General features: G+C 50.7%; 15 protein-coding genes. 2 read left to right on the top strand and 13 right to left on the bottom strand.

Going from position 1 to position 25,666, the window contains the following annotated elements:
• Positions 1–341: 341 nt before the first annotated feature.
• The 11 genes from H7U12_RS18375 to H7U12_RS18325 form a co-directional block, all read right to left on the bottom strand.
• The gene (locus H7U12_RS18375; RefSeq protein WP_186640798.1) at positions 342–3,695 is read right to left on the bottom strand and encodes an endo-1,4-beta-xylanase; all 3,354 of its coding nucleotides are present in this window, start codon (positions 3,693–3,695) and stop codon (positions 342–344) included.
• Positions 3,696–4,793: 1,098 nt separating this feature from the next.
• Positions 4,794–5,306, bottom strand: a complete 513-nt coding sequence (locus H7U12_RS18370; protein WP_186640796.1) for an FKBP-type peptidyl-prolyl cis-trans isomerase — start codon at positions 5,304–5,306, stop codon at positions 4,794–4,796.
• Between the two features lie 173 nt (positions 5,307–5,479).
• The gene (locus H7U12_RS18365; protein ID WP_186640794.1) at positions 5,480–7,444 is read right to left on the bottom strand and encodes an AAA domain-containing protein; all 1,965 of its coding nucleotides are present in this window, start codon (positions 7,442–7,444) and stop codon (positions 5,480–5,482) included.
• A gap of 105 nt (positions 7,445–7,549) precedes the next feature.
• Positions 7,550–7,915 (bottom strand): zinc ribbon domain-containing protein, encoded by a 366-nt coding sequence (locus tag H7U12_RS18360; protein WP_186640792.1) that lies wholly within the window; start codon positions 7,913–7,915, stop codon positions 7,550–7,552.
• Entirely contained in the window at positions 7,912–8,745 is an 834-nt protein-coding gene (locus H7U12_RS18355; RefSeq protein WP_186640791.1) for a hypothetical protein, read from the bottom strand. Before H7U12_RS18355 ends, H7U12_RS18360 begins: the two co-directional genes overlap by 4 nt.
• A 519-nt stretch (positions 8,746–9,264) precedes the next feature.
• Entirely contained in the window at positions 9,265–10,773 is a 1,509-nt protein-coding gene (locus H7U12_RS18350) for a malate:quinone oxidoreductase (protein ID WP_186640789.1), read from the bottom strand.
• Between the two features lie 129 nt (positions 10,774–10,902).
• Positions 10,903–12,951: a T9SS type A sorting domain-containing protein gene (locus H7U12_RS18345; protein ID WP_186640787.1), complete on the bottom strand. Its 2,049-nt coding sequence runs from the start codon at positions 12,949–12,951 to the stop codon at positions 10,903–10,905.
• Positions 12,952–13,772: 821 nt separating this feature from the next.
• Positions 13,773–14,216 (bottom strand): HAD family hydrolase, encoded by a 444-nt coding sequence (locus H7U12_RS18340; RefSeq protein WP_186640785.1) that lies wholly within the window; start codon positions 14,214–14,216, stop codon positions 13,773–13,775.
• A gap of 94 nt (positions 14,217–14,310) precedes the next feature.
• A complete protein-coding gene (locus H7U12_RS18335; RefSeq protein WP_186640783.1) occupies positions 14,311–14,832 on the bottom strand; it encodes a hypothetical protein in 522 nt (173 codons plus the stop codon).
• Between the two features lie 300 nt (positions 14,833–15,132).
• Entirely contained in the window at positions 15,133–16,401 is a 1,269-nt protein-coding gene (locus tag H7U12_RS18330) for a Shedu immune nuclease family protein (RefSeq protein WP_186640781.1), read from the bottom strand.
• Between the two features lie 77 nt (positions 16,402–16,478).
• Positions 16,479–19,844, bottom strand: a complete 3,366-nt coding sequence (locus tag H7U12_RS18325) for a UvrD-helicase domain-containing protein (protein WP_186640779.1) — start codon at positions 19,842–19,844, stop codon at positions 16,479–16,481.
• A gap of 155 nt (positions 19,845–19,999) precedes the next feature.
• Between H7U12_RS18325 and H7U12_RS18320 the strand changes: the two genes are divergently transcribed.
• On the top strand, positions 20,000–20,440 hold the full coding sequence (locus H7U12_RS18320) for a hypothetical protein (RefSeq protein WP_186640777.1): 441 nt from the start codon (positions 20,000–20,002) through the stop codon (positions 20,438–20,440).
• Between the two features lie 294 nt (positions 20,441–20,734).
• On the top strand, positions 20,735–22,648 hold the full coding sequence (locus tag H7U12_RS18315; protein ID WP_186640775.1) for a DEAD/DEAH box helicase: 1,914 nt from the start codon (positions 20,735–20,737) through the stop codon (positions 22,646–22,648).
• Between the two features lie 882 nt (positions 22,649–23,530).
• Here H7U12_RS18315 and H7U12_RS18310 read toward each other — a convergent pair.
• Complete coding sequence (locus tag H7U12_RS18310; protein WP_186640773.1) at positions 23,531–24,766, bottom strand: BaiN/RdsA family NAD(P)/FAD-dependent oxidoreductase; 1,236 nt, start codon at positions 24,764–24,766, stop codon at positions 23,531–23,533.
• Between the two features lie 72 nt (positions 24,767–24,838).
• A complete protein-coding gene (locus tag H7U12_RS18305) occupies positions 24,839–25,663 on the bottom strand; it encodes an SDR family oxidoreductase (RefSeq protein WP_186640770.1) in 825 nt (274 codons plus the stop codon).
• Between the last annotated feature and the right edge of the window lie 3 nt (positions 25,664–25,666).

Raw genomic sequence — 25,666 nt, 5'->3', positions numbered from 1 at the left:
ATCCAAAATTTACTGTAGCACACTTGAGGCACCTGTTTTATTCCTTTTTTTCAAAAACGGGCCTAAAACAGTCGCGCTTATCAGCATCTTACTGACAAGGAGATGGTGGTAAGCGCGACAGTTGGTGAGAACACCAACAGGGCGGCGCAAACGTGTCTGAAACTGAATAGCTTATCAGCGTTTTTTATTGAATAAGGTTGTTGCTGGCGCTTACTAAAGAAAACATAAACAACCTGAGGGAGTCAAGAAAGGCCGCGGCATGTTAATTTTTCCTCTTGCACAATCTGGTTAATAGGTAAAAGAAAAGGGATCTGATAACCAGATCCCTTTTCTTTTATTTGCTATTCTACTACAATCCGTTGGGTGATTTCTTTATCTCCCAGGAGCCGCAGCAGGTACATTCCAGATTTCAAGTTATCTCTGGGGATCACAATCTGATTTGCTCCTTTCACATCAATTTCTTTGATGAGGCGTCCGGTTACATCTTGAAGGATCACGCGGTTGATGTGCAGAGTATTTTCCCCCAATGAAACGGAGATACTTTCCTTTGCGGGGTTCGGGTACACCTGTGGAGTATTCTCCGGTAAGAAAGTTTCCCCCGCCGATTTCACGGAGGCCGTTTCGCTGATGGAAGAAAGGCTGCCATTGCAGGCTCCCAGGTTATCGCCATGCCGGAGGTGATCCAGGGCATCCCGCTTCTCTACCTTGATCATTATTCCTTTGTGACACACGATAACCCGGGCTGGTATGGTTACCGTAATTGTTTCAGCGGATGAGGCATTTATCCCGTCACTCACCTTCACCAGTAAAGTATAGGCCGTTTTGCCGAAGTCAATCTGCAGCGGATTGGCGATGGTGATTTTCCCGGTTGATGCGTCCATCGCGAAGATGGAAGCGCCGGTGCCGCCGGTTATCTGCCAGTTCTGTAACGTGGTGAAGGACGGGCTGTTCTGGTCATCCGCATCGCTGGCGGTAGCCGTTCCCACCAGGTTCATGGCACCCGCTTCGGTTAAAACAAATTTCTGATTGGCCTTCACCACCGGGGCATTGTCATTGGCGTTGGTCAGGTGGATGGTGATGGTTTCCGGGGCACTGGTTTTGAAGCCGTCACTTGCGGTGACCGTGAGCGTGAGCGAAGGCACTTTCTCGAAGTCAAAAGCCGCATTATCCAGCACTTTCAGGCTCCCAGTGCGTGCGTCCAGTGCAAGGATGGCAGCGCCGGAGCCGCCGGTGATTTTCCAGTCTTGTGGCAAGGTCAGAGGATCTGCATCTGTCGCTTGTAAAGTGCCGAATACTTCATTGGCGGCAATTGCTTCACTAACGGTAAAGACTTGCGAGGCGGCTACTACCGGCGTGTGGTTGTTGGCGAAATAAGTGTTTTTTAGCCATTCTAGGGCAGAGCGCTCGGCCCCGTTGGCGTAGGTCAGGAACGCACCTTGCGCCGTGCGCCAATGACCCGGACGATGGCCCCACAGCGTGATTCCTTTCACCGCCGGGTGTTCCCAGAAAATAGGGAAGATGCGCTGGTATTCGCGTAGCTGCGTTTGCTCTTCCGGGCCGTCAATATCCAGTTCAGTCACATAGATGGGAAGGCCGGTGGTGGCGAACAGATCAAGGTTGCCTTTTAAGGTAGCCGCAGAAGCATCACGGGTTGAGAAGGCGTGTCCCTGAATACCAATGGCATCAATCAGGTTTCTTTTCCGAAGCAATTCTATGATGGCTAGGTAGCGTTGGGCATTGGTGGTGGTGTTTTCAACGCTGTAATCGTTCAGCATCAAGGTAGTACGCGGGAAATGCTTGCGAGCTAAGGTGAACGAGGTGATCACCCAGTCCCAACCGGTGGAGCCGTTACCGCCCAAGGCTTCAAAGTAATTGCCACTTCCCTGGTCTGAGGCGTTCCGTTTGAAGGGAGGATCATTGGTGGGCTCGTTCACCACTTCCAGGAAAGCGATATCGGGGTAACGGGCCGCGACGGCCGCAAACCATTCTTCTATTTCCTCCATTTGTTCGGCAGCGGGCAAGTTCTCGATCCAGGCGGGTTGCTGGTTTCCCCAGATCAGCACGTGCATCCGGAACGGCATGTTATTGTCTTTGGCAAACTTGTAAGCGGCATCCAGTTCGGTCCAGTTCATGACATCGCGGGTGCTTTCAACCGCACCCCATTTGCCGGCATTCTCCGCGACAAGCTGGTTCCAGTACGCTTTGAAATTGGGAGCCTGCGCGTTGCTATAAGCGCCGCCCAGAAACTTCGTGCGTCCGGTGGCCAGCGGTGGGTGATTGGGCGTGTACGCTGGTTTGGTGGTAAACGTAGGATCAAAGGGCGGCTCGGCCATTCCCGGCACGGTGATATTGTCAATATAGAACGTGCCGGCCGAGGGGAAATGGAATTTCAGCTGCAGATTCGCTTCCTGAGCGGTAAACGTCCATTCATACTTGGTCCAGGCGGTTGAGAGGGTAAAAACCTGTTCTGTATAGGTGTTGGCCTGCTGGATTGCCTTGAACGAGCTGCCGGCCCTAGCGGCTTTGGCCCAGAAAGATAGCGTGTAGGTCTGGCCTGCGCGGGAAGGCCAGGCATTGTTGATGCTTTGCACATCCCAGGCATTGGGGCCGGGCGAGAGGACCTCCACCCGCATGGCTTTGGTGCCTTCCTGTACATCCTGGGTTTCCAGGGCGAAAGTAGCGGAGGCAGCAGCACTGGCCTGGTTAAACCAGAAGGTGAAGTTCGTTTCGAAATTCCCGTTCGGGATCAAATTCACTTCCTGAGAGAGGGCGGGAAGGGATACCTGGTCCAGGTAAATGGTTCCGGCAGTAAGGAAATGGAATTTAAGCTCGGGGTTGGTGACGGTGGGCGTGAAGGTCCAGGTGAATTTCTGCCAGGCAGTACTCAAGGTAACTTCCTGTTGCGCGTAATAGGTGTCTTTCTGCTGGATGGCCCGCACTCTAGCGCCTGCGGTGGCCGCTTTTGCGTAGAAGGTGAGGGTATAGGCTCTACCGGCTACCGCCGTCCATGGTTTCGCGATGCTTTGTACGTCCCAGGCATTGGCCCCAGGAGTAGTGACGTTGACCTTCATGGCTTTGCTGCCGTCTATCCGTTCCGAGGTTTCCACGGCAAAAGAGGCCACCGCAGATCCGCCCACCAGATTGGTCCAGTCTGTGAAATCGTTTTCAAAGCTGCCGTTGCTGATGAGGTTGGGCAGCGTTGCCGGGCTCTGGATTTCCACCTGGTCTATGTAATAGGTGCCGGCCACCAGGTAGTTGAACTTAAGCTGCGCATCGGCCGCGGTGGGAGTGAATTTCCACTCGTACTTTTGGTAGGTAGTGGTTAGTTCGAAGTCTTTCTGGGCGTAATAAGAGTCTTTTTGCTGAACCACCCGCAAACGGGTACCGTTAGTGGCTGCCTTGGCATAGAAGGTGAGCGTGTACTCTTTGCCCGCCACTGAGGCCCAGGCCGCACCAATGCTCTGTACATCCCAGAAATTGGGTCCGGGGGTGCTTACCTCTACTTTCAGGGCTTTGCTCCCTTCCATCTTTTCAGTAGTTTCTACGGAAAAGGAAGCCTGTGAACCAGCGCCCGCCAGGTTTTGCCAACCGGTGAAATCATTCTCGAAACCTCCGTTGGTGATAAGGTTCTGCGCCTGGGAAGTGATGCTTCCCAGAAAAAAGAAACAAAGAACTGTGAATAGAATTCTTCTCATGCTTGCCTGCTTTAAAGTGAATGAATGGTTTCAGTTCAAAAGGGAAAAGTGGTAATGGATAAAATTGAGGAATCATCAGGTTGGAAGAAATCAACCTGTCCGGGGAGGTGAGGCATACAAACGCAGAGAAATCGCCCCATCGTTGGCTATTTCAATAGGTGCATACCGGGTGCTTCTCTACCTATTTGGTAGCACACCCTCAGCCTTGTAAGCAATCTGGTAAAGTGAGGTTAATCCGTTCGCAGTTCTTCCCGCCAATACGATTTTTCAGTTTCTGCCAAGTAGCAGGTCTGTTTAAAATGCTAAATCGATCTTTAGAGCCAAGTTCTTCCGTGAGCTGGAATGTTATTTAGTGTCTTTATGCAAACGTTGGCATAAAAGTAATAAAAATTTAAATTAAACCAACCGTTTTAGGCCTAAATGGCAGAAAATGAGCTAAAAACATTATCCTTATTTATCTAATTAGTAATTGTAGTTCCTATTTCACCTGTAAAAGCTGATTTCTGATACATGTTCAGCAGCAACTACTTACAGGTTGGTCTATTTCTGAGTGGCTTTTCATAAATCTTAAAAATCTAATATTTGTTAGAATTGAAGAGGATTTCGGGTATCATCTTGTCCAGCATCTAAAGGCCCAAGCCACCCACAATTGGAGCTTCTTAGAGGATAAACAATTTCATCACGGAAAAGGAACAGGCAACTAATTCATCTCTGTACTCTTTTAGTGGATGGTCCTCGGGTAAATGTTTAATTTATCAGAGAATTAGGTTGACATCAGATCATGGGGCATCAAGAAGTAAGCTCTGCAATGAATGACTCTAGGTTAGACGAGCAACTTGACTTAGAAATCCGGGCCAATATGAATATCTTTCAAATAGAGTTGTTAGGGAATGAATCTTTCCTCTTTTGGTTTGATTCAGCCAGAAGGTGGTTTGAGGTAGAAATCAGACTTGCTACGTTTTAAGGGGCTTTTCGGGAAAACGGCCCTAAAACAGAAAGGCCACTTCAAGTAGGAGTGGCCTTTCTGTTGTGGTATAAAGCAGCTAGAAAGTCATTGCACCGGTAATATTACCTTGCTATTTCTGCTGGCTAATTTGATTAATGGTGATGACCGCCTTCGCCGTGTACGTGGCCGTGGGAGATCTCTTCCTGGGTGGCTTCGCGCACGCTGATGACCTTGCCTTCAAAGTGCATGTCCATGCCCGCGAGCGGGTGATTGAAGTCCATGAGCACGTGATCTGTTTCAACGCTCACAATACGTCCCTGCATGTGGTTGCCTTCGTTGTCAGACATGGGAATATAGTTGCCTACCTGCACCATTTCCTCGTCTATTTTGCCTTCCACCTCGAAGACGTTTTTAGGTACTGGTACAATGGCCGACTCGTCTAAATCACCGTAGCCTTCATCAGAGGCAACCGTGAACTTGAACGACTCACCGGCCGATTTTCCTTCCAGTTCCTGTTCGAATTTCTCGGGCAGGCCGCTCACACCAAACAAAAAGACCATCGGATTTTCTTCGTCAGCGGTCTCCACCAGGGTGTCTTCGCCTTCTTCGTCGGTAACGCGTAGCTCGTAGGTGAGCGACACCACTTTGTTCTCTTCTATTTTCATTTGGTGATACGTTTATGGATGATAGAATCGTAAAGGTAAATATTCAGCGGAAAGTATCACGCCTCCGGCTTCATTTCAGTAAAAGCCGAAGGACAACACCATCCAGGTTGTTTTACGGGTGTTTTGGTAAAACTGCTCCTAAAGCCTCTAACGAAGCTGACGGGGCAAAGGATTTATTCCGCCTCCGGCGACAGCAGTTCCCAGGCACTGCGGTACGCGCCAATGTTCTCGGCGTAGGCAAGAAACTCCTGATAGAATGTATGTTGCCCCAACGTGGCGCTGTCGCCTACAATCACCATTTTCTTTTTGGCCCGCGTCATGGCTACGTTCATGCGCCGCATGTCAGAGAGGAAACCGATTTCCCCCTCGGGGTTGCTGCGCACCATGCTGATGTAGATGATATCGCGTTCCTGCCCCTGGAAAGAATCTACCGTACCCACGGAGAGTTGTCTGCGCGCGTGCAAAGCCGCCAGTTTAGGCTGATGCTCCACCTGGTCATTGAGGTAGTTGATCTGCGCCCGGTACGGCGAGATGATCCCGATGCGGAGCGGCTTCTCGGGCAGTTCCTCGTCTTTGCCAATGGGTTCGTAGGGCGTGAGCAGATTCAGTAGATGCTTGATGAGCACATCGGCCTCCTCGGGGTTGGCGGTACTGCTGCCTTCGCCAATGGTCTGGTCGTTGAAGCCGCAGCCAGCGGTATCAATGAACTCCACAATCAGGCCGGGTTCAAACACCGGGTGTACGTCTGGTAACGTGGCGGTGCGCACGCTTTCGTGGGCCTGCAGCTCGCCCCGGTAAAACTGACCGTTGGAAAAGCCCATGATGTGCTCGTGCATGCGGTACTGGGTGGTCAGCATCACGGCGGTCTCGGGCTGGCGCTCAATGCACTTCTCAAACAGGGTTCGGGCCAAGCCGCCGCGCTCCGCCGCCAATGATTTCACGGTGGGCGGTAGCTGGTGGTGGTCGCCGGCCAGCACCACGCGGTTGGCCCGGGTGATGGGAATCCAGCAGGCGGGTTCCAGGGCCTGGGCGGCTTCGTCAATAAACACCGTGTCATACTGCAGGTGCCGGATGGCCCGGTTTGCCGATCCCACCAGCGTACAGGTGATCACTTCCACATGGTCCAGCAGATCCTCGGTGATGTAGTCTTCAATGTCATTGGCCTGGTCCAGCACGCGTTTGCTTTCCTCTTTCATGAACTGGCGCTGCTGGCGCTCCTCGTGCCCGAAATTGCGCTTGAACTGACCCGCCATGGACTTGTACTCCTGCGCCGTTTTGCGGAGTTTCTTCAGTTGCTTGTAATCGCGGTGGTGCATGATCTGCGAATCCAGGGTGTGCTCCAGCAGCACCTCCGATACCCGTGACGGGTTCCCGATCCGGATGACGTTGACGCCCTGCTCGGCCAGTTTCTCGGTGAGCAGATCTACCGCGGTGTTACTGGGAGCTGTCACCAACAGTTTTTTCTCGCCGGCTTCCAGGGTTTTCAGAATCACCTGGACCAGCGTGGTGGTTTTGCCGGTTCCCGGAGGTCCGTGGATGATGGCCACATCTTTGGCTTGCATGATGTTGCAGACGGCGGCATTCTGTGAGTCATTGAGGGCGGGGATGGGAGAAACGTCGCGTTCGCGGCGGAAGATGGCCGGCTCGGCTCCTAATATAATATCGCGGAGTTGGGCTAGGCGGGTTTTCTGGGCCTCCATGACCTTCATGAGCGCAAACTCCATCTCGCGGTAGCTTACCTCGTCAAAAGTCAGCTCCACGCCCAGGCGCGAACCGCCTTCAATCCAGTCGGGGAGGTCTTCGCGGGAGGTGGCCAGGCGCAATTTGTTTCGCTTCACTTCCAGCACCACGCCGTTCAGGGTGCCACCTTCGCCGTTGGTGAACAGTGCCGCCGAGGAACCCGCCTGGAACATGTGTAGCTGGTCACGCCCGGAGATTCGCTCCAGTTCCACCACCATCTTGTTCCCGAAGCCCACCTGTTGCCTGATCACATTCACCGGGTACCAGCAAATGCCCATACGCTTGCGCTCGGTGATGCTGGTCTGGGCGTTTTTAAGTTGGTACTGCTTGCGGTCTTCGTCCTGCTCCAGTTTGAGCAGGGCCCGTACGTCTAGTAATTCGTTTAAAATTTTATCCATGGAAAGGGGGAGGCGCCAGAGGCAAGAATTTAGAGGAAAGACGGGTCTTATGTATCATGCCTTGGGTCTTTGTCTATTGTCCAGCGTCTAGCTACTAAGGTCTTTTTATGCAAAAAATGAGTGGCCGCAGTCCTGGCACTTGTACACGGTGGTGCCGGCATAGATCACCTTCTTCCACCAGGGCAGGTGGCTGTCTGGCCATACGTATACGGAACCACACCGGGGGCAGGTTTGCGCCTCAACGCTGATTTGGGCCTGTTTTTGGGAAAACTCCTCTAAAACGGGATGCGCGGCCTCCAGGTCTTTCTGCTGTAACTGCAGCTGGTAATACAACCCATCCCCGAAGGGTAAACTGGGCGGACCGCACGTTTTCACCAGCGCCACTACGCCTACCTGGGTGAGGGCATTGTACAAGCCAATGGCCTCGGTGTAGGTGAGGTACTTGGCGGCGGGCACCAGGCGTTCACTCATGCTTTCACGTGGTTCTCATCCCGGATGCTGGCCATCTGGTTTCTGAGCCGCACAATGTAGCCAATCAGGATGAGGCTCAGCATGGCAAAGAAAGCGGCGATGGCATCGTGCTCAAACTTCGCGTCTTTGGAGGTCTGCAGTTCCTCTTCCAGGTCCTTTAGTTTACGGTCTTTGTTTCTGAGCAGGTTTTGCGCGTTAGACAGCGAGGACTTGAGATCATAGATGTTGTCGGTGATCACCCGTTTGTCGCCGCGTACCTGGCTGTTCAGTCTCTTGGACTCCGCCTCCAGCTCGGCAGCCCGTTTGGCCAGGTTCCGGCGGGTTTCCAGGTTCGCCTGCTCTACCGCATGAATGATCTGCTCATCTTTCTGGAGCACCTCCTTCAGGGCCTCCACCACGGCTAGTAAATCTTCTTTGGAGGCTTTGCCCCAGAAGTTATTGCCCTGGGTTTTGAGGTAGTCGTACTTCAAAACCAGCTGCTCGCGCTCCGTGATCAGGTGGTCTACCTTGGTGAGTTTCTGCGTAACCTGGGAGCTCTTGGCCTTGGACGTATCAGATTTCGCCACCGCAGATGGGGCAGAGACCGGAGTTGCGGCCGTCGGTTGCTTGGCGGCCGGAGCCGTGGTGGCAGTACTCGGCTTGGGTGCCGGGGTGGCCGGAGTCTGTTTCTTTATAATAGCATTCACTTTCGCGCCCAAACCAGAATCTTGTTTCTTGGGGGTGGGGCTAGTCGTACTGCTGGCGGGTGGCGTGGCCAACGTTTGGGCAGTTGTGGCGCCGGCAGGCAACAGCAAACTAAAAACGATCAGAGCAGGGTGTACGATCTTCATAAATATGATAAGCTACTATAAAACGTGTACTTAGGGATTTTTAGCTCCCCAGGAGACTACCTGTTTTCGATATGATTTGGTAAAAATACGCCAAAAACCACAGAAGCCTTCCATTTATCGGGCCAGTTCTGTATTTCCCTTCCTCTCTTTTACTTGGGGGTGGTAAAAACGAAAAGCAATAGCTTTACCAACAGGAGGGATGATCTAAATAGGATACTCTAATTATATAAAAATATGTAAACTTATCAGCCAAATGAGCCTGCTTCCTTATATAGCAGAAACCTGGGCTGCAACATTTAAAGGTGATGCAATCGGAGGCTGAACAGAATACTTGCAGTGTGCCAGATCCTGTCGATCCAACTTTCAGTAGCACAAGGATTTAAATATAGAGAATGGAAACTAACATCGTCTGTCTTCACCCATACGGCAAAGAAGGTAAATGGATGTAGCCGTAGCAGCCAAAACAAAAAAGCCCCGGAGCGTTTTCCGGGGCTTTTTGAAAAATCATTGCCTTTTCTTTTAGCGTTGAACCGGATGTGGTTCCTGAAGTTGCAGAACCCGGCCGGTGTGGGACCGCAGTTCCTCGCAGAGTTGCGGATTCTCGTCCAGGGAAACCCCAAACGAAGGGATCATTTCCTTTATCTTTTCCTGCCATTCCGGCGAGGCCGCTTTCTGCGGGAAGCACTTGTGAATGAGGTTGACCATGATGGAAACCGCCGTAGAGGCACCCGGAGAAGCACCCAGCAAAGCGGCTATGGAACCATCGGCGGCGCTCACCACTTCGGTGCCAAACTCCAGCACCCCGCCGCGTTTGGGGTCTTTCTTGATCACCTGTACCCGCTGGCCGGCTACTTCCAGTTCCCAGTCCTCGGCTTTGGCGGTAGGCACGTACTCTTTCAGGGCTTCTAACCTGTCTTCCGGCGATTGTCTCACCTGGTTGATGAGGTATTTGGTAAGCGGAATATTGGTATAACCCGCCGCTAGCATAGGCCGCAGGTTGTTCATCTTGATGGAGAAAGGCAAGTCAAAGAAAGAGCCTTTTTTGAGGAATTTGGTGGTGAAACCGGCATATGGCCCAAAGAGCAAGGCTTTCTCGCCGTTGATCACCCGCGTATCTAAGTGCGGTACTGACATGGGCGGAGAACCCACGGCTGCTTTGCCGTAGACTTTGGCCTGGTGCTGCGCGATGATCTCGGGATTGGTGCATTTCAGCCACTGGCCGCTCACCGGAAATCCCCCAAAGCCTTTTCCTTCTGGGATGCCCGAGGCCAGCAGAAGCGGCAGCGAACCGCCACCGGCGCCAATGAAGACGAATTTGGCGCGGGCTCGGCGCTTCTGGCCAGTGGTGAGGTCTTTCACCCTGACGCGCCAGATGCCGTCTTCTTTGTGCCGGAAAGAACGCACTTCATGGTTCCGGTACAGTTCAACGCCGCCCATTTCTTTCAGGTGCTTGAACAGTTGCCGGGTCAGGCAGCCGAAGTTCACGTCAGTACCTACTTCCATGCGGGTGGCGGCCACTTTCTCGTCGCGGCTGCGGCCTTTCATGATCAGGGGCATCCAGTGGGCCAACTGCTCGAAATCCTCGGAGTACTGCATTCCCTGGAACAGGGGAGACTTGGTCATGGCCTCATAGCGCTTGCGCAGGAAAGAAACGTTTTTATCGCCCCACACAAAGCTCATGTGCGGCACGCTCCGGATGAACATCTTAGGGTCAGAAAGGATGCCTTTTTCCACTAAATAGGCCCAAAACTGGCGCGACTGCTCAAACCACTCGGCAATGACATCGGCTTTGGAGATGTCAATGGTGCCGTCTGCTTTCTCTGGGGTATAGTTCAGTTCGCAAAAAGCGGAGTGGCCGGTGCCGGCGTTGTTCCAGGCATCGGAACTCTCCGCGGCCACCTCGTCCAGGCGCTCATATATTTCTATGGTCAGATCCGGTTGCAGCTGCTTCAACATCACGCCCAAGGTGGCGCTCATAATGCCAGCGCCTATCAACACTACATCTGGTTCGGTTACTATTTTATCCATGATTTCCTGTTATATACTTCCTAGAGTACGAAGAAACCAACAGAAAGTGTTTTGCCCAAATTTAGAAGAACTTAAATAAAAAGCGCCACTGCAGGGGCAGTGGCGCTTTCAAGTAGAGTTCTGGTTTTATTAATTGTTTTTCAGGAGCTTGTGGGTGGTCACCTGACCGTCTTGGTATACTTTCAGAAAGTAGATACCTGCCGGGGCGTTCTGGAGGTTGTCCAAGGTGTAGGCAGCTGTGCCTTCGGCTTGCACCGTCTTCTGCTGAACTACCTGACCCGCCATGTTGGTGAGGGTGATTTTTACCTCAGACGCTTTCTCCACTTTCAACTCAAGGGTCAAAACGCCTTGGAAGGGGTTAGGGTAAGCGTTTGTTTTGATAGCGGCGGCAGTACCGGTGGTCTGGTTTTTCACGCTCACTACTTTAGAGTACTCAGTGGTGCCGTCAAAGTCAACTTGTCTTAAGCGGTAGTAAGAAGTACCGGTCAAAGGCTGGGCATCCTGGAAGGTGTAGTTCAAAGGAACGTTGCTGTTGCCGCCGCCTTGTACCGTTTTGATGGCGGTGAACGTTTTGCCGTCTGCGCTGCGCTCTACCACAAACTCCTGGTTGTTCTTCTCAGAGGCTGTAGCCCAGTTCAGTTGGATCATGCCTTTCTTAGCTGTGGCGGTGAACGAGGTAAGCGTTACCGGTAGGGGATTGGCCAAGGCGCAATCTTTTACCATCACCTGCATCTCAGCGGATGTAGAACCACAAGCGTTGGTGGCGGTTACTTTTACCGGAAGGCTTTGGTTCAAGAGGTATTCCTCTACGGCAATGAACACAGAGATAGTACCGGTTCCTTCGCCTTCCATGATGAAGAATCCTTCGGGCAGGGTGTAAGTGTAGGTGGTGCTGGCAGCCTCCTGGCCCACGGTGAAGGTGTAGAACTCATCAGCCACGTTGCAAAGCTGGGTAGGACCTGTTACGGCAACTACTGGTTTGTCACAGCCGGGAGCAGAAGAAGTTCCTGCTTTTACCGTAGGGGCAATGGTGGCACCGTTTGCGAAGCCTTGGTCCAGAATGGTGGTCTTGTAGGCAGATGGATCATAGATGGTCAGGTTTCCTTCGATGATGGCACGATCCACATTTTTAGAGTAACCATCGATGGCGATATAACCAGAACCATTCAAGACTGCGTTGGCGATGTTGGTGAAGTCACCTTTTACTTTCAGGAAACCGTTGTTGGTGAGCATGGCTCCGGAGTTTCTGTTTTCAAAGACGCTGTTGGGGTTTGTCTGCTCTAAGTAACCGTTGGTTTGGTTTATGACAATGGCCTGGTTAGAGATGAAGTTGTTGGCACATACCATAGACCCGGAGTTTTGTACGCTGGTCTGGTTGTTCAGGTAAACGCTGTTGGTGCTGAAGGTACCGTAGTTGCTCAGGTTAAAGTTAGACTTGTCTGTAGGAGCGCCAGTGATGTTCAGGCCTCCGGTTACTTTCAGGTCACCGTAGTTTTTTACGATGCCCTGGTTGATGTTCAGGGCATAAGCGTCTCTGCCTTTGATTAAGACGTTGCCTCTGTTGATGAGTAAAGAGCCGCTATAAAGTGTGAGGTTGTTTGCGAAGGAGAGAGTAGCGTTTTGGCCGTTGGTTATAGTTACTTTCTCCAGGTAGATGTTGTTGGTAGAAGTGAAGGAGAGCGTGCCAAAGTTTCTGAGGGCGCCTATCTTCATTTCTGGGTTGTCAGAAAGGATAGCCACGTTGTGGTTGATGAAATAAGCAGAGTCGCTTCCGTTTGACCCCAGACCCAGGCTCTTCAGGTTAACGGTACCGAAGTTCTCTACCTGAGATCCGTTTCCTCTGATTCTCAGTCTTCCGTTCTGGCCAGTGGTCAAAGAACCGGCGGCGGCCACCTTGATTTCACCCCGGCTAGCTTCGCCCAGCATGAAGTCCTGGTTCAGGACCACGCTGTGGTTGATCACGATTACTTCGTTGCTTCTCGGTATTCTTTTCAGGTTCCAGGTGTCAGCGCTTTCTACGTTGCCGTTCTTAACAGAATAGATGGTCGTAGACTGGGCCTGCGCAGACAGTGCCCCGAAGGAGAACAAGAGGAATGCTAGCGCTACTTTTTTGTTTGCCCAAGAGAAGAAGTTGAGACCTTGAAAAAATTGGCGAAGGGTTAATAGCGTAGTAATCATGATCCTAAAAATGGTTATATTGCGTTGTACAAATTATATTTTCGTGTTGTATAATTTGATGTTGCAAAGGTAGCCCTATTGGTAGAGGCATAAGGGAAGTTTCGACGAGGAGAGGGTTTTGGGTGATGAACCGGGAAATTTCTGGGTTAAGGAAATCGATTTCGTAACTAAATGGACCTAAAAACCCGGTGAATGGACCTGTTTTTCCGGTAAAAAAGAGAGGTTACTACTGCCTTGATGAACTTTTCAAACCAAGCAGTTTGTTTGCGGCACATAGAAAATACAAGAATATAATTATTCTGTTGTTTAATTGAAGGAAAGCAGCGTGGTTCTGAGCATGTGCTTTTAAGAATAGTACCTATTTCCAAAAAGCACTCTCCTGCACAACTCAACTGCACTTCCATCTGAATTTCCCGATGCACAAGATTCTATCAGTAACTACTTGATAAATTTCTACGGGGAGAGCACATATGTACAGATAGTACCCTAGCCAGCAAACCGCAACTTGCTCTTGTTTCCTCTTTTGCTTTTCCGGTTCAGGCAAGCAGATACGTAATGTATGAGGAAGAGCTAAACTTTGGCAAAAATGAATCTAAGCAAAACGTTGCGTCAGCGTCCACTTTGCGAAGGCGTTTGGCGGGTGTGGATTTCCTGTATCAGGATGGCAATACAAAAGTGCTTTTTAGGGCTGTTTTTCTAAAACTAGGCAGAAAACGGTCATCCTCTCTTCAGTAGTTCTGCAAGGCAAGCGAACAAGAATAGGAGTGAGGCCGTGGAGAGGAGAAACAGTTTTCACCTTTAGAGAGGTTGCCCAGATAGAGCTAAGGGTGTAGGATGCGAAGGACCCTCTCCACCCACGCTTCCTCTTCCTCGGCTATGATGATGGTCTTAAAGCCATACCGCTGCCCTTCCATCTCTACGCCTGTAGAATCATCCACGTGTAGGTCAATCCCGAAGGCGGGCGGATATTTCGAGCACTTTCTACCCTCTGCCTTACATGTACGGTCATGCCGCTTCTGGTTGATGATACCGTCCAGCCAGATACCGTAAGACAGGAACAAACACCTGATATAAGAGGCCGAGCGGAAGGAAGTAGTATAGACATAAACCTGGTGCCCCTCAGCTTTTAATCTCTTCATCAGTTGCACCGTTCCCCGCCTGACTTTCTCCAAGCCCAGCGCTTTCTGGAACAGGTTCTGCTTTTCAGTGGGAAAACGATTGCGGCCCGGTATGAGCGTGTCGTCTAAGTCAAAAGAGAGGATCATGCAAAAGTAAATATACGTTTTTGGCCTGTTTTTGAATAAACAGCCCAAAAACGGAAAAGAGGCACCACCGCATGCTTGTGCCAGAGGTGATCTGCTATTCTGAAATATACAGTGTCAGCTTGTTCACCGACTCTAAGGTAAAGCCTGAGGAGATTCTGAATCTGTTCTTGTCAAGGTCGTTTACCAGCCCGTCACCGTTGTAGTCCATTAATATAATGCCTCCTAGTTGGGCGGGAGGAGTTTGCTGGGCTGCATACCCTAACCCGTCTTCGCTTTCAAAAATGCCCATAATGGCATAGCCGTTTTTAGAACTGCGGGCGTTCCCGTTCTCTGCAGTGAAAAAGTACCTGTCTTTGACAGGGAGGGAGATCGCCAGTACGCCCTTGTTGTTGGTTTTACCTGTGTAGGCAGGGCGCTGGTTTCTGGCTTCCTCCTCTGAGAGATAGACATACACGGTAGCATTTGCTGAGGGAAGAACCTGGGGCTTCGCCGAGGTGCTGGAAGAAGCATCTACTACCGTAATCTCTAACGCTATTTTAGGGCTATCGTTCTCGTCCTCTCGGCAGCCAAGGAAGAAGAAACAAAAGCAAAGCAAGGCAATGGGGAGAAATCTCATTGAGAATAACTATTAGATAAAAACCTATACGTCAGGTTGTAGCTTTTACAAGTTAAGGTAAAAGATTGAGAAGTTGTCTAAAGGAAGTGGTGTGAGCATGGTTGGTGTTTATATTTCAGAGCCTTTGAGGGAGAGCAATGTTTAGCTGTTTAGGAAAATTCGTTTTTGGCCTGTTTTGGGGAAAACAGTTCAAAAACAGATTTCGTCTGGCAATTATTCTGTATTTAGAGTGCAGCTAAGAGAAAGTTAATCTTTGAACAATATCATTAACTGCATAATGTATCATGTTAAACTAATAGTTTACTTTTGATTCATTACTTTTTGTAGGCTTTCAATTTTGGTTTGTAGTTCATCAAAAGTTAGTATCTCGACATCTCTACTATTACTTCTGAAGAGTTCAAATGCAAATTTTTGTGCTTCGTTAAGGTCTTTGGTAGAACCAATTAAAACTACACATTTAGAGTTGAAAGTTTCAAAGTTACCCTTTTCCCTACTTTTTACTTTAATAGAATAAAACTCTTTTTGAAAGTTATCACGCTGATTAAGAACCTGAACAATGCATCCTGTTAAATCCTTAGAAGCACTGAAAACATCTTCTCCCCTGTAAGGATTAGTTTCAAGTACCTTAGTCTTGTGAGTCTTAATTTCTAAAAATGAAACATTGTCACTTAAGCTGCTCTTAATTAAAAAATCATTAAATTTGCCATTCTGATTATTAATTGTTTTTCCGCCAACGTATGCCTCTCTTTTATACATAATTACAGGTTGTGCGAAAATTGATGAGAATATCCAACTATTATCCCTTAAGAATTCTTGCCATTGTTTCTCTAAATTTTCACTATTAGTTTTTAGAGCCATTAAGGACTTAAACTTCTTTAGAGTTTCTTGAATGTATTTGTTATCTACAATTTCTTTAGTCTTTGCTAATGCTTCTTTGCTTAAAAAATCCGTTGTTAGTGAAAGTTTATCAAATAGTTCTTTAATTGCTGATTTGTCTTCATCTGAAAATTCATCTATAGAGTTTCCCCACGTTGATAATGATGATGCTAGTGCATTAGGTATATAAGTTTTCGTAGGTTTAGGAATTTGAGCAGGAAATAAATTGTATAAATTTGAATTTAAAACAAATTCTACTTCATTTTTATTCTTTTGATAAATTGTTTTGAATGATTCTAAAAGTTTTTCAAGAGTTTTGTCGGAGATGTATAGTTTCTTGTTTGCGACATCTATTAATACTTTTCCTTCTTTTTCAACAACTACTTCTTCTAAATCAAATTTAGTATCAATGTAATCAGCGAAGGGAGTAAGTGGTTTTGTGAATCCCCATCCAAAACTAGCTGATTTAAAAATTCCTACTGGTAGTTTTCCTTTAAATCCTTTGAATGTAAATTTTTTAATTTTCTTGTATTTGTCTCCTCCTTCGAAACCTCTTGGATAGTGGATAACTTCATCTTTGTTTTTATATACTTCCCTTGAAATTTGCCTGATATTATTTTCAGTATCAATGTATTCATAAACAGTTTTTGTTTTAGTCTCCTTAAGAACTACTTCTTTTTTAACAGGTTCCATAAACATATAGTAGATTGTTTTCTTTATATAAATTAAAAAAATTAATTATTCACCTTTCTTAAAACAAGCCAAAAACACTACCCAGCTACCTCACCCACAAACTCCCATTCCTCCACGCGCTCCTCTTCAAAATAGTACACCACGCACGTAATTTTACTGAATACCAATTCTCGAAAAAGTGTCGCATAGGAATTCAGGTTATCCTGATATTCTTCCTTGGCGGGAGGTAATTTGTAGTCAATGAGCGTCACGTCACCGTTCCCGCCGAACACGATGCGGTCTGGTTTGTAGCGGTTGGTGCGCACGTCCAGCACTTCACGCTCGTTCTCCACGGTCACGGCGCGACTGAAGTAGTGCTGCATCTGAGGGTGTTGGAGTACGTGCTGCACCATCTGGGTGAGGGTGGGCAGTTCGCGCTGGGAGATGATGCCCTGGTGCACCAGCTGGCGCAAGGCTTTGGGCGCTTCCTCGGCGTAGGTGATCCGGGCGAGGGCGTAATGCAGCTTGCGGTTCCAGCGGCGGTGCTCCTGCTGCGTCTCAAAGTCGAAGACGTTGTTGGCGTGCTGCTTTAGTTTCAGGTTCTGAGCCCAGTCCGCCGAGGTGAATTTATCTAGGACGTACACATCATCAGTGACCGGTTTGTGCGTGACCGCTTGCGGGGCACCTTTGGCCAGTTGATAGCACAGCGTTCCATCCTGCCACAGCTCTTTGCTCTCCAGAAAGCGGTAGAGCCAGTAACTCACGTTCTTCTGGTAATTGGCTTTCTTGAAATCCTGCGCCTTACCGATGAGGTACAGGCGGTCTACCGGACGCGTAAGGGCCACATAGAGCATGTTCAGGTTCTCAATAAAGGTTTTCTCCAGCTTCTGCGCGTACTGCTCACTTAAAGCCGTCTGTTCCAGCTTTTTATTGAGCGTCACCACGGCGGTGCGCAGTTTGGTGTCAGCGGCAACAGAGTCGGGGAGGGTGCCCCAGAGCAGGGAAGAGGTCTGCGGCTCCAGGCTCCAGTCACAGAACGGCACAATCACCACGGGGTAATCCAGACCCTTAGATTTATGGATGCTGGTGATGGTAATGGCATCGCGGTCTTTGGGCGTGTTGATGCTGAGGTTCTCCTTGTGCAGGTCCCAGTACTGCAGGAAATTGTTGAGGTTGTTGCTGTACTTGAGCGTGTACTCCAGCACCAGATCCAGAAACCGGAAGAGGTACTCGCACTCGTTGTTCTTGCCCAGCAGATCAAACACCCGGATCAGCTTCTCGGTGAGTTCATAGAGCGACAGGTTCCCGGCATCGCGGTAGGCCAGGTCAAAGCCTTGTTCCTGCAGAAACTTAAAGAACGGTTCCACCGATGGATCCGTGGCCAGCGCCGCTATCAGGGTAGTGGTGGCGCTATCGGGCAGTTCCTGGTGCACAACTTTATAGACCAGGTACAGCGCCTGCGAGCGGGCCAGACTGTTGGCCGGCTGGTTCAGAATCCGGAAGAAGGCGATGATCAGGTTGATCACCTCCGCAAACTGCAGCGAGAGCGAGTCCTGGGAGATGATGTCGTATTTTTTCTGCTTCAGGAAATTGGCCACCAGTTTGCTGTTGCGGTTCGTGCGGCTCAGAATAGCAATGTCACGCGGCGCATAGCCATCTGCCTGGGCCTGCTGCACCATCTGCAGCACCAGTTGCAGGGTGCTTTCCTGGTAGGTGAGCAGGTCGTCCTCGGCGTAGCCCTCGTAAATCTCCTTGGTTTGGGTACAGGCATCCAGATCAATTTTCAGCGGGGGTACTTCGTCCTGGGTAAACAAGACCTGTAGATGCGCCTGCCCGCTCAACTTGCCTTCCGGCGATTTCTGCTGAAACTGCGCATCATAGATGGCCTGCAGCAACGGAAACTGCGGATTGGTTTGGCTGATGAACGAGAACAGCTCGTTGTTGAACGAGATAATCTCAGGGGCGCTGCGGTAGTTGGTGTTCAGGTAATCCGGGGTGAGGGTCCAGCGGAGGGTGTCATAGCGCGGGGCCACGTTCTCCTCGAAGCGGGAGTTCTGGTACAGGTGGTGCGTCTGGTTGCGGTGCAGGTGCAGAATCTGCTCCATTTCGCCGCCGCGCCAGCCGTAGATCGCCTGCTTGGCATCGCCCACCACCATGTTGAAGTGATCGCCAGCCAATGCGTTCTCCACCAGCGGCAGCAGGTTGTTCCACTGCAGCACTGAGGTGTCCTGAAACTCGTCAATCAGGATGTGCTGGTAGCGTTCCCCCAGCCGTTCATAGATAAATGGAATGGGCTCCTGCAGTACAATCTCGGTGATGCGCTTGTTGAACTCCGAGATGTGCACCAGGTTTTTGTCCATCTTGATTTCTTGGATGCACCGGTCCAGCTCACTCAGCACACTTAACTTGTACAGGTGCGGCAGCATGGCCGAGATGATGATGTAATTCTGGGATTCGCGCTCTTTCAGCTCCTCAATCTGACGGTACAGTTCAGACAAGCGGTATTTGATTTGTTCTATGCTGGCTTTGGCCCCGGCACTGGCTTTGGCGCTGGGCCACTTGTCATCTGAGACGGTTTTGGCGGCGTTGCTGTTGGCGGTGGTGATGTCAAAGTCACGGGTCCATTTCCGGAAATAGGAATAGATGCCGCGGTCTCCGTAGGAAAGATCGGCGGGGGAGAGGCCACCGGTCTCTATCAATTGCAGGGCTTCCTCCGCGCAGTCTTTGATCAGCTTCTCAATTTCCTGTTTCTGAGTGTAGAGCGAGGTCCTGATCTTCTTGAAATCCTGTAGGGTCAATCGGCCGATGTCCAGCAGGTGTTCGTAGGTTTGCTCGTTAAGCAAATGGCGGGCGAAATCAGCTAATTCATCGGGCAATACATTCCAGCTTTTGCCTTCATCGGCTTTCTCCAGGGCGTACTGTTGCAGGGTTTCGGCCAGCAGGCGGTTCTCGGCCTGGTTGTTCACTTTGTTCAGCAGCAGGCTGACGGCTGTGCTCAGCAGGGTTTGGGCGTCCATGTCCACCTCAAAGTTATGCGGCAGCTTGAGCTCAGTGGTAAAGGCGCTCACCACCCGGTTCACGAAGGAGTCAATGGTGCTCACCGCAAACTCGGAGTAGTGGAACAGCAGATGGTCAAACACCCGCGCCGCCCGCCCGCGCAACTGGGCTTCGGTGAGAGCGGGTTGGGAGTAAGTGTCCTGAATTTCTAATAATATGTTAAGCAATAACTGATCGTTTTTCGCTTTCTCCTTCTCGGGCAGCTGCGGCTCGTTGAAGCTGCGCAACGCCCCCAGGATGCGCGACTTCATTTCCTGGGCCGCGTCGTTGGTGAACGTGATAGCTAGAATGTTCTTATAATAGGAGGGGTCCTCACTCTGCAAGGCCAGTTTCAGGTATTCTTTGGTCAGCTGGTACGTCTTGCCGGAACCGGCCGAGGAGGAGTATATTTTAAACGAAGCGGGCATGGAAGTGTAATAAGTAGCGCACGGAATGTCTAGCGTCCATGGTGGGCACCGCAGACGCTTTGGGGCTGTTTTCACGAAAATAGGCAAAAAATAGCAGATCGCTTTTGCCCTTGCATGGTTTCCACTAAGCATCTATCTTACAGCTTAAAAACTGCATGAAAAAGTTTACCTATCTATGGCTGCTCTCCTTTGTCTTTCTGGCGATAACCGGTTGTAAGGAGGAAGAGGAGGCTCAACCCGCCGTGGCCGAGTTGATCAAAGGAAGTTGGAATGAGGTGAAAGCTGTCCGGAAAGATCTAAATGAAACTGGAGAGCTGATTTCCGAAGTAGAAACGGATGGAACAATGCGGTATGTCCTTGATGGGCAAACCCTGACCCTCGGTACTCCTCCAGATGCGAGGAACTATAGCTACACCTTGTCAGAGAAAAACGGGCAGACCACCTTAACCTTTATGTTTTTGGGAAGTGTTTCCCATTGGGATATAGAGGTGGTATCCCAAAACGAGCTGATTTTTAGGGAAACACTCCCTAGCCCTAACCACAAAGGTGAAATGGTTTATACCACCATCTATGCGTCTTATCTCCAACGCAGATAGGTTTTCCGTTTTGGGCTCTTTTTCGGGAAAGAGCCCCAAAACGAATTTTCGGGTTGTTGCTTTTAAAAGGCAGCTGCGATATCTTTCCGCCCGGTTTCTTTTCTATATTAGGAAGTTACTATTATTTTACCTATCTTTGCACCACAATACACGCCGAGACTTCGTTGGTCTCATTTTTTTGGCATTAAGGCACTTCTCAAGCAAACCTCTGTGCGGATTCCCGCAACGAAATCTTGATAAATGACGAATACCCTAGGGCAGGTGTATTGTCTTTAATCACACTATCAAAAATTAATGGAAAGAATTAAATTCCAGGAGCTTCCGTTGTCGGAAGAAATCCAGCGCGCTATCGTGGACTTAGGCTACGAAGAGGCTTCCCCTATTCAGACCGCTGCTATTCCAATTTTACTGGAAGGCCGCGACGTTATCGGACAAGCCCAAACCGGTACCGGCAAGACTGCCGCTTTCGCGATCCCTACTATTGAAGGTATTGACCCCAACAACCGCGAGGTGCAGGCGTTAATCCTTTGCCCAACCCGTGAGTTGGCAATCCAGGTATCCGAAGAGATTCAGAAACTCGTTAAATACAAAAAAGGCATCAGCGTAGTGCCTATTTATGGTGGTCAGCCCTATGAGCGCCAGTTACGCGCCCTCAAGCAAGGCGTACAGATCGTGATCGGGACCCCCGGCCGCGTGATGGACCACATTGAAAGAGGAACCCTCCGTCTGGAAACCACCAAAACCATCATCCTGGATGAGGCCGACGAAATGTTGGACATGGGTTTCAGAGAAGACATTGAGTTTGTTCTCACCAAAATGCCCGAAGACCGCCAGACGGTATTCTTCTCGGCGACCATGAGCAAGCCCATCATGGAACTGACGCGCAAGTACCAGACCAATCCTGAGATTGTGAAGGTAACCCAGCAGCAGCTCACCGTGACCAACATTGAGCAGATCTACTTTGAAGTACGCAGCGGCGGCAAGATGGAAGTGACCACTCGCCTCATTGACATGTACAATTTCAAGGTGGTGATCATCTTCTGTAACACCAAGCGCATGGTGGACGAACTGGTGAGCAACCTCCAGGCCCGCGGCTATTTCGCCGATGGTTTGCACGGGGACCTGAACCAGAACCAGCGGACCAACGTGATGAACAAGTTCAAAGCCGGTACCTTGGAAATTTTGGTTGCCACCGACGTGGCTGCCCGTGGTATTGACGTGGACAACGTGGAGGCCGTGATCAACTATGACCTGCCGCAGGACGATGAAAACTACGTACACCGTATTGGTCGTACAGGCCGCGCCGGTAAATCAGGGAAAGCCTTCTCGTTTGTAGCGGGCCGCGATCTGTACAAACTGCGCGACATAGAGCGTTTCACCAAAGCGAAAATCATCCGTCAGAACGTACCAACCTACGAAGACGTAGCCGAAGTTCGTACCACGTTGGTACTGGATCAGGTGAAAGAAGTTATTCAGAAAGGCGGCTTGGCCAAGCACGTGCTTAAAATTGAGCGTCTGGTAGACCAGGATTTCACCACCATGGACATTGCAGCCGCTTTGTTGAAACTGGTGATGAAAGACACGAAAGCCAAAGAGAAAAGCGCCGAAGCGGGTGAAGCCAAAGGTGGTCCTAAGCCGGGCTTCGATCGTTTGTTCGTGACTTTGGGCAAGAAAGACCGTCTGCACCCGAAAGATTTGGTTGAGATCCTCACGGACAGCACCAGCATCCCAGGTGGCAAAGTAGGAGACATTGACCTGTACGACCGGTTCAGCTTCATCGAGGTTCCTTCTGAATATACTGCTGAGATTTTGGAGCGTCTGGCGGTGACGGAGATCAACGGCATGACCGTGAAATTCCAGAAAGCTGAGAAGAAAAATATGGACCCCGCCGAAGGTGGCCGTGAGCTGCAGGAACTGGAAGATCGCCCTAGAAAGAAATTCTACGACGGACCTTTCAACCGCGGTGGCGGCGGCGACAGAGATCGCGGCGGTGACCGGGGTGGCAGCAGAGGCGGTTACGGTGGAGACCGTGGCGGCGACCGTGGTGGCCGTTCTTACGGCGGTGGCGACAGAGACCGTGGTGGTGACCGCGGTGGAAGAAGCTACGGCGGTGGCGACCGGGGCGGTAGAAGCTTCGGTGGCGGAGATCGTGACCGTGGTACCAGCGGCGGCGGCGGCTTCCGGGAAAGAAAAAGAAGAGATTTCTAAAATAAATTTTCAAATACTGTAACCTTGGCTACAAACCTCCCGTTTAAATGAGGGACAGAGCTTAAAAGTTAATAATGGGTTTAGTATCTGTTTTAAAAAAATCGCGGTCCAAAAGAGACCGCGATTTTTTTTGGTACCTACCACAACCGTTTTAGGCCTTTTTTAGGAAAATGGCCCGGAATCAGGTGTAGATGCTGGTTATGTGCGGTGCTAATGAAGTGGGGGAGGTGTAGGTGGTTGTTGGTGAGAACACCAACAACGGTAAGCAGGTTGGTAGATTATCTTAAGGCTGAAAGGTTTGCTGATTATTGTAAGGCAGTAAAATGTAGGGGTGCCTGATGTGGGTGCCCTTTGCAGGTAATCACCGGTATTTGCTGGGAGAAACAGAGACAAGGCATGCCTTGTCTCTACATTGCGAAATACCTCAAACCTAACGCCATAATCTGCTACGATAAACATCGGTCTTAGCCCTACAAAGAGGGAATTGCAAAGAAGACCTCACAGGTTTTCAAAACCTGTGAGGTCTGAGGCGTTCCTATTGACGTATTGCCAAAACCAGCCTTCCGGTTGAGCGCCTTTGTTTTAGACCTGGTGCCGCGTATGCGGCAGGCCTGCTGGCCAAGGCTAAAACAACAGCGCGAGGCCGGAAGGCGGGGCCTCGCGGCCGTGAGCGCACGGAGGGAAACTATGTAACAAAACAGCGAATGCACCTACAGAACAGCGGTCTTCCGCCAGCATAAACGGACTGCATTCTCAAGGTATAAACAGTTCTCCTCCGGCGAAAGCAAACGGCATGCATCCTCGCCAATAGCGACACTCCGCGTGCATCAGTAGATTGCGTGTACAAGGAAATATTTCCCCCAATTTTGTAGCAAGAAGAATTTAAGAAGCCAACGCTTTCCCCGCCAAATACCCCCCCGTCCAAGCCGCCTGGAAGTTAAACCCACCGGTTATCCCATCAATGTCCACGACTTCACCGGCGAAGAAGAGCCCCGGCACCAGTCGGCTTTCCATGCGTTCCAGATGCAGCTCTTCTAATTTGATGCCGCCGCACGTAACGAATTCTTCTTTGAACGTAGTTTTGCCTTTCACCTCAAAAGGGGTGCGCAGGAGAAGCTCTATCAATTTGTTCTGGGCCTTGCCCGCCAGCTCAGACCACTTGACGGCTTCGGGGACTTCTGCTAATTCGCAGAGGCGTTGCCACAAACGGGTGGGCAGCTGGAAAAGCGCGTTGGTGAAGACGGTTTTGCGGGGAGAGGACAGTCGGGTTTGTAGAATCTGGTGGCGCACCTGGTCTTCTGACAGATCGGGGACCCAATTCACGAGGGCCGTTCCGGTATACGCCAGGCCGTGCATCACTTTGGCACCCCAGGCAGAAAACCGCAGCACGGCCGGACCGCTGAGCCCCCAATGGGTGATGAGCAACGGACCCTCGGTTTCCAGTTTCTGGCCGGTCAGCTTGACTTTCGCCTTCGGTACGGAGACGCCTTGCAGGTCTTTGAACGGGGAGGACGGCACATTCAGGGTGAATAAGGAAGGAACCGGAGCTTCTATGGTATGCCCCAGCTGCTGCAGCCACTGGTAATGCTCCAGCTTCGGGTTGCCTCCCGTGGCCACCAACAGTTTGGCGGCGGTAAGGCGCTCTCCCGAGCTGAGGTGCAGACTGAACCGTTCAACAGGAGATTTGTCCGGGTGCACTTCTACTTGCGTGACGCCAGTTCCGGTTCTGATCTCCACACCCGCTTTCCGGGCCGCCTGCAGCAGGCAGTCCACGATGGTGTCAGAGGTGTTGGATTGCGGAAACATCCGCCCGTCGGACTCGGTTTTGAGAGGCACACCGCGTTTCGCAAACCACGCGACGGTGTCTTCGGCACTGAAATACGGGAGCAGCTTTTTCAGGGCTTTCTGCCCGCGCGGATAATTCTGGGAAAATGCAGAAGTCTGAAAACAGGCATGCGTCACGTTGCAGCGACCTCCGCCGGAAACTTTCACCTTTGAGAGCAGTTTGGTGGTCTTCTCCAGCAAAATCACCCGCAGCGAGGGGTTGGTTTCGGCACAGGTAATCGCCCCGAAGAAACCTGCCGCGCCTCCTCCAATAATAACCACTGTCTCTTGCATCTGTTTTCGTCTTTCTTTTACAAAAATAGGCAAAAAACAGGTGCCGCCGGCGAATGTCGTTTTACCCGATCTCTAAAAATCAGGGGAGGAAAGGCAAGCCAGCGGATCTGGGTACCGAAAGGTATAATGCAACTCTTCGCTCAGCAGAGCAGGGCTAATGCGTTTGTAGTTCAACGTTCCCTGTGCAGCAAAAACGGGTGGCTCCAGCCCTAATTGCTCAGCCGCACGCGTATAGAATTCTTTTCTGGACGGATGCTGGGGGGCGCAGGCGTTGAAAGTTACTCCCCATTTCTCCAGTTCTAAGATAGACACCAAAATGCCCACGCAATCCGAGAGGTGAATCATGTTCACGGGCGCATCGGGTTGCGGCACCTCTTTCTTCCCGGCCAGAAACTTGCCCGGGTGGCGGGTACCACCCATCAGCCCCCCAAACCGAACCACTGTGGCCTGAGGTCGTGCTTGCTGGATGAGGTACTCGCACCGCAGCATCAGCGAGGCGGCATCCGGGCGGGCCAGGGCGTCTGATTCGGTTACCTCACGGTTGACATCGGGGTAAACCGAGGTGGAGGAGATAAACAGAAGGCTCGTCAGGGAAGGGGGAAGTGCTTCCAGTACCGATTGAAGCATCTGCTCATAAGAAGCTGCCTCGCTGGAGGATCTGGAGGGCGGAAGATTGAACACCAACACCTCAGAAGCTAAGAAATCAACCAAATCCGTTTTGGGGCTGTTTTCAGGAAAAGACAGCAGAAACGGTTCAATGCCTTTTTCCCGGAGAACGTCCATTTTGGCGGGCGTGGTGGTGGAGCCTTTCACTTGATAGCCCAGCTGCACCAATTCCTGGGCCAGAGGCAGCCCCAGCCAGCCGCAGCCAAGTACGCTGATTGTCTTCTTTCGCATACG

It is taken from the genome of Rufibacter sediminis (assembly GCF_014269285.1).
Taxonomy (GTDB): Bacteria; Bacteroidota; Bacteroidia; order Cytophagales; family Hymenobacteraceae; genus Nibribacter; species Nibribacter sediminis.
This window is presented reverse-complemented; position numbering and strand designations above follow the sequence as displayed.

Excerpts from the sequence above, each read along its gene's own strand:
- H7U12_RS18375 (WP_186640798.1), bottom strand. The coding sequence starts at position 3,695 with ATGAGAAGAATTCTATTCACAGTTCTTTGTTTCTTTTTTCTGGGAAGC.
- H7U12_RS18370 (WP_186640796.1), bottom strand. The coding sequence starts at position 5,306 with ATGAAAATAGAAGAGAACAAAGTGGTGTCGCTCACCTACGAGCTACGC.
- H7U12_RS18365 (WP_186640794.1), bottom strand. The coding sequence starts at position 7,444 with ATGGATAAAATTTTAAACGAATTACTAGACGTACGGGCCCTGCTCAAA.
- H7U12_RS18360 (WP_186640792.1), bottom strand. The coding sequence starts at position 7,915 with ATGAGTGAACGCCTGGTGCCCGCCGCCAAGTACCTCACCTACACCGAG.
- H7U12_RS18355 (WP_186640791.1), bottom strand. The coding sequence starts at position 8,745 with ATGAAGATCGTACACCCTGCTCTGATCGTTTTTAGTTTGCTGTTGCCT.
- H7U12_RS18350 (WP_186640789.1), bottom strand. The coding sequence starts at position 10,773 with ATGGATAAAATAGTAACCGAACCAGATGTAGTGTTGATAGGCGCTGGC.
- H7U12_RS18345 (WP_186640787.1), bottom strand. The coding sequence starts at position 12,951 with ATGATTACTACGCTATTAACCCTTCGCCAATTTTTTCAAGGTCTCAAC.
- H7U12_RS18340 (WP_186640785.1), bottom strand. The coding sequence starts at position 14,216 with ATGATCCTCTCTTTTGACTTAGACGACACGCTCATACCGGGCCGCAAT.
- H7U12_RS18335 (WP_186640783.1), bottom strand. The coding sequence starts at position 14,832 with ATGAGATTTCTCCCCATTGCCTTGCTTTGCTTTTGTTTCTTCTTCCTT.
- H7U12_RS18330 (WP_186640781.1), bottom strand. The coding sequence starts at position 16,401 with ATGGAACCTGTTAAAAAAGAAGTAGTTCTTAAGGAGACTAAAACAAAA.
- H7U12_RS18325 (WP_186640779.1), bottom strand. The coding sequence starts at position 19,844 with ATGCCCGCTTCGTTTAAAATATACTCCTCCTCGGCCGGTTCCGGCAAG.
- H7U12_RS18320 (WP_186640777.1), top strand. The coding sequence starts at position 20,000 with ATGAAAAAGTTTACCTATCTATGGCTGCTCTCCTTTGTCTTTCTGGCG.
- H7U12_RS18315 (WP_186640775.1), top strand. The coding sequence starts at position 20,735 with ATGGAAAGAATTAAATTCCAGGAGCTTCCGTTGTCGGAAGAAATCCAG.
- H7U12_RS18310 (WP_186640773.1), bottom strand. The coding sequence starts at position 24,766 with ATGCAAGAGACAGTGGTTATTATTGGAGGAGGCGCGGCAGGTTTCTTC.
- H7U12_RS18305 (WP_186640770.1), bottom strand. The coding sequence starts at position 25,663 with ATGCGAAAGAAGACAATCAGCGTACTTGGCTGCGGCTGGCTGGGGCTG.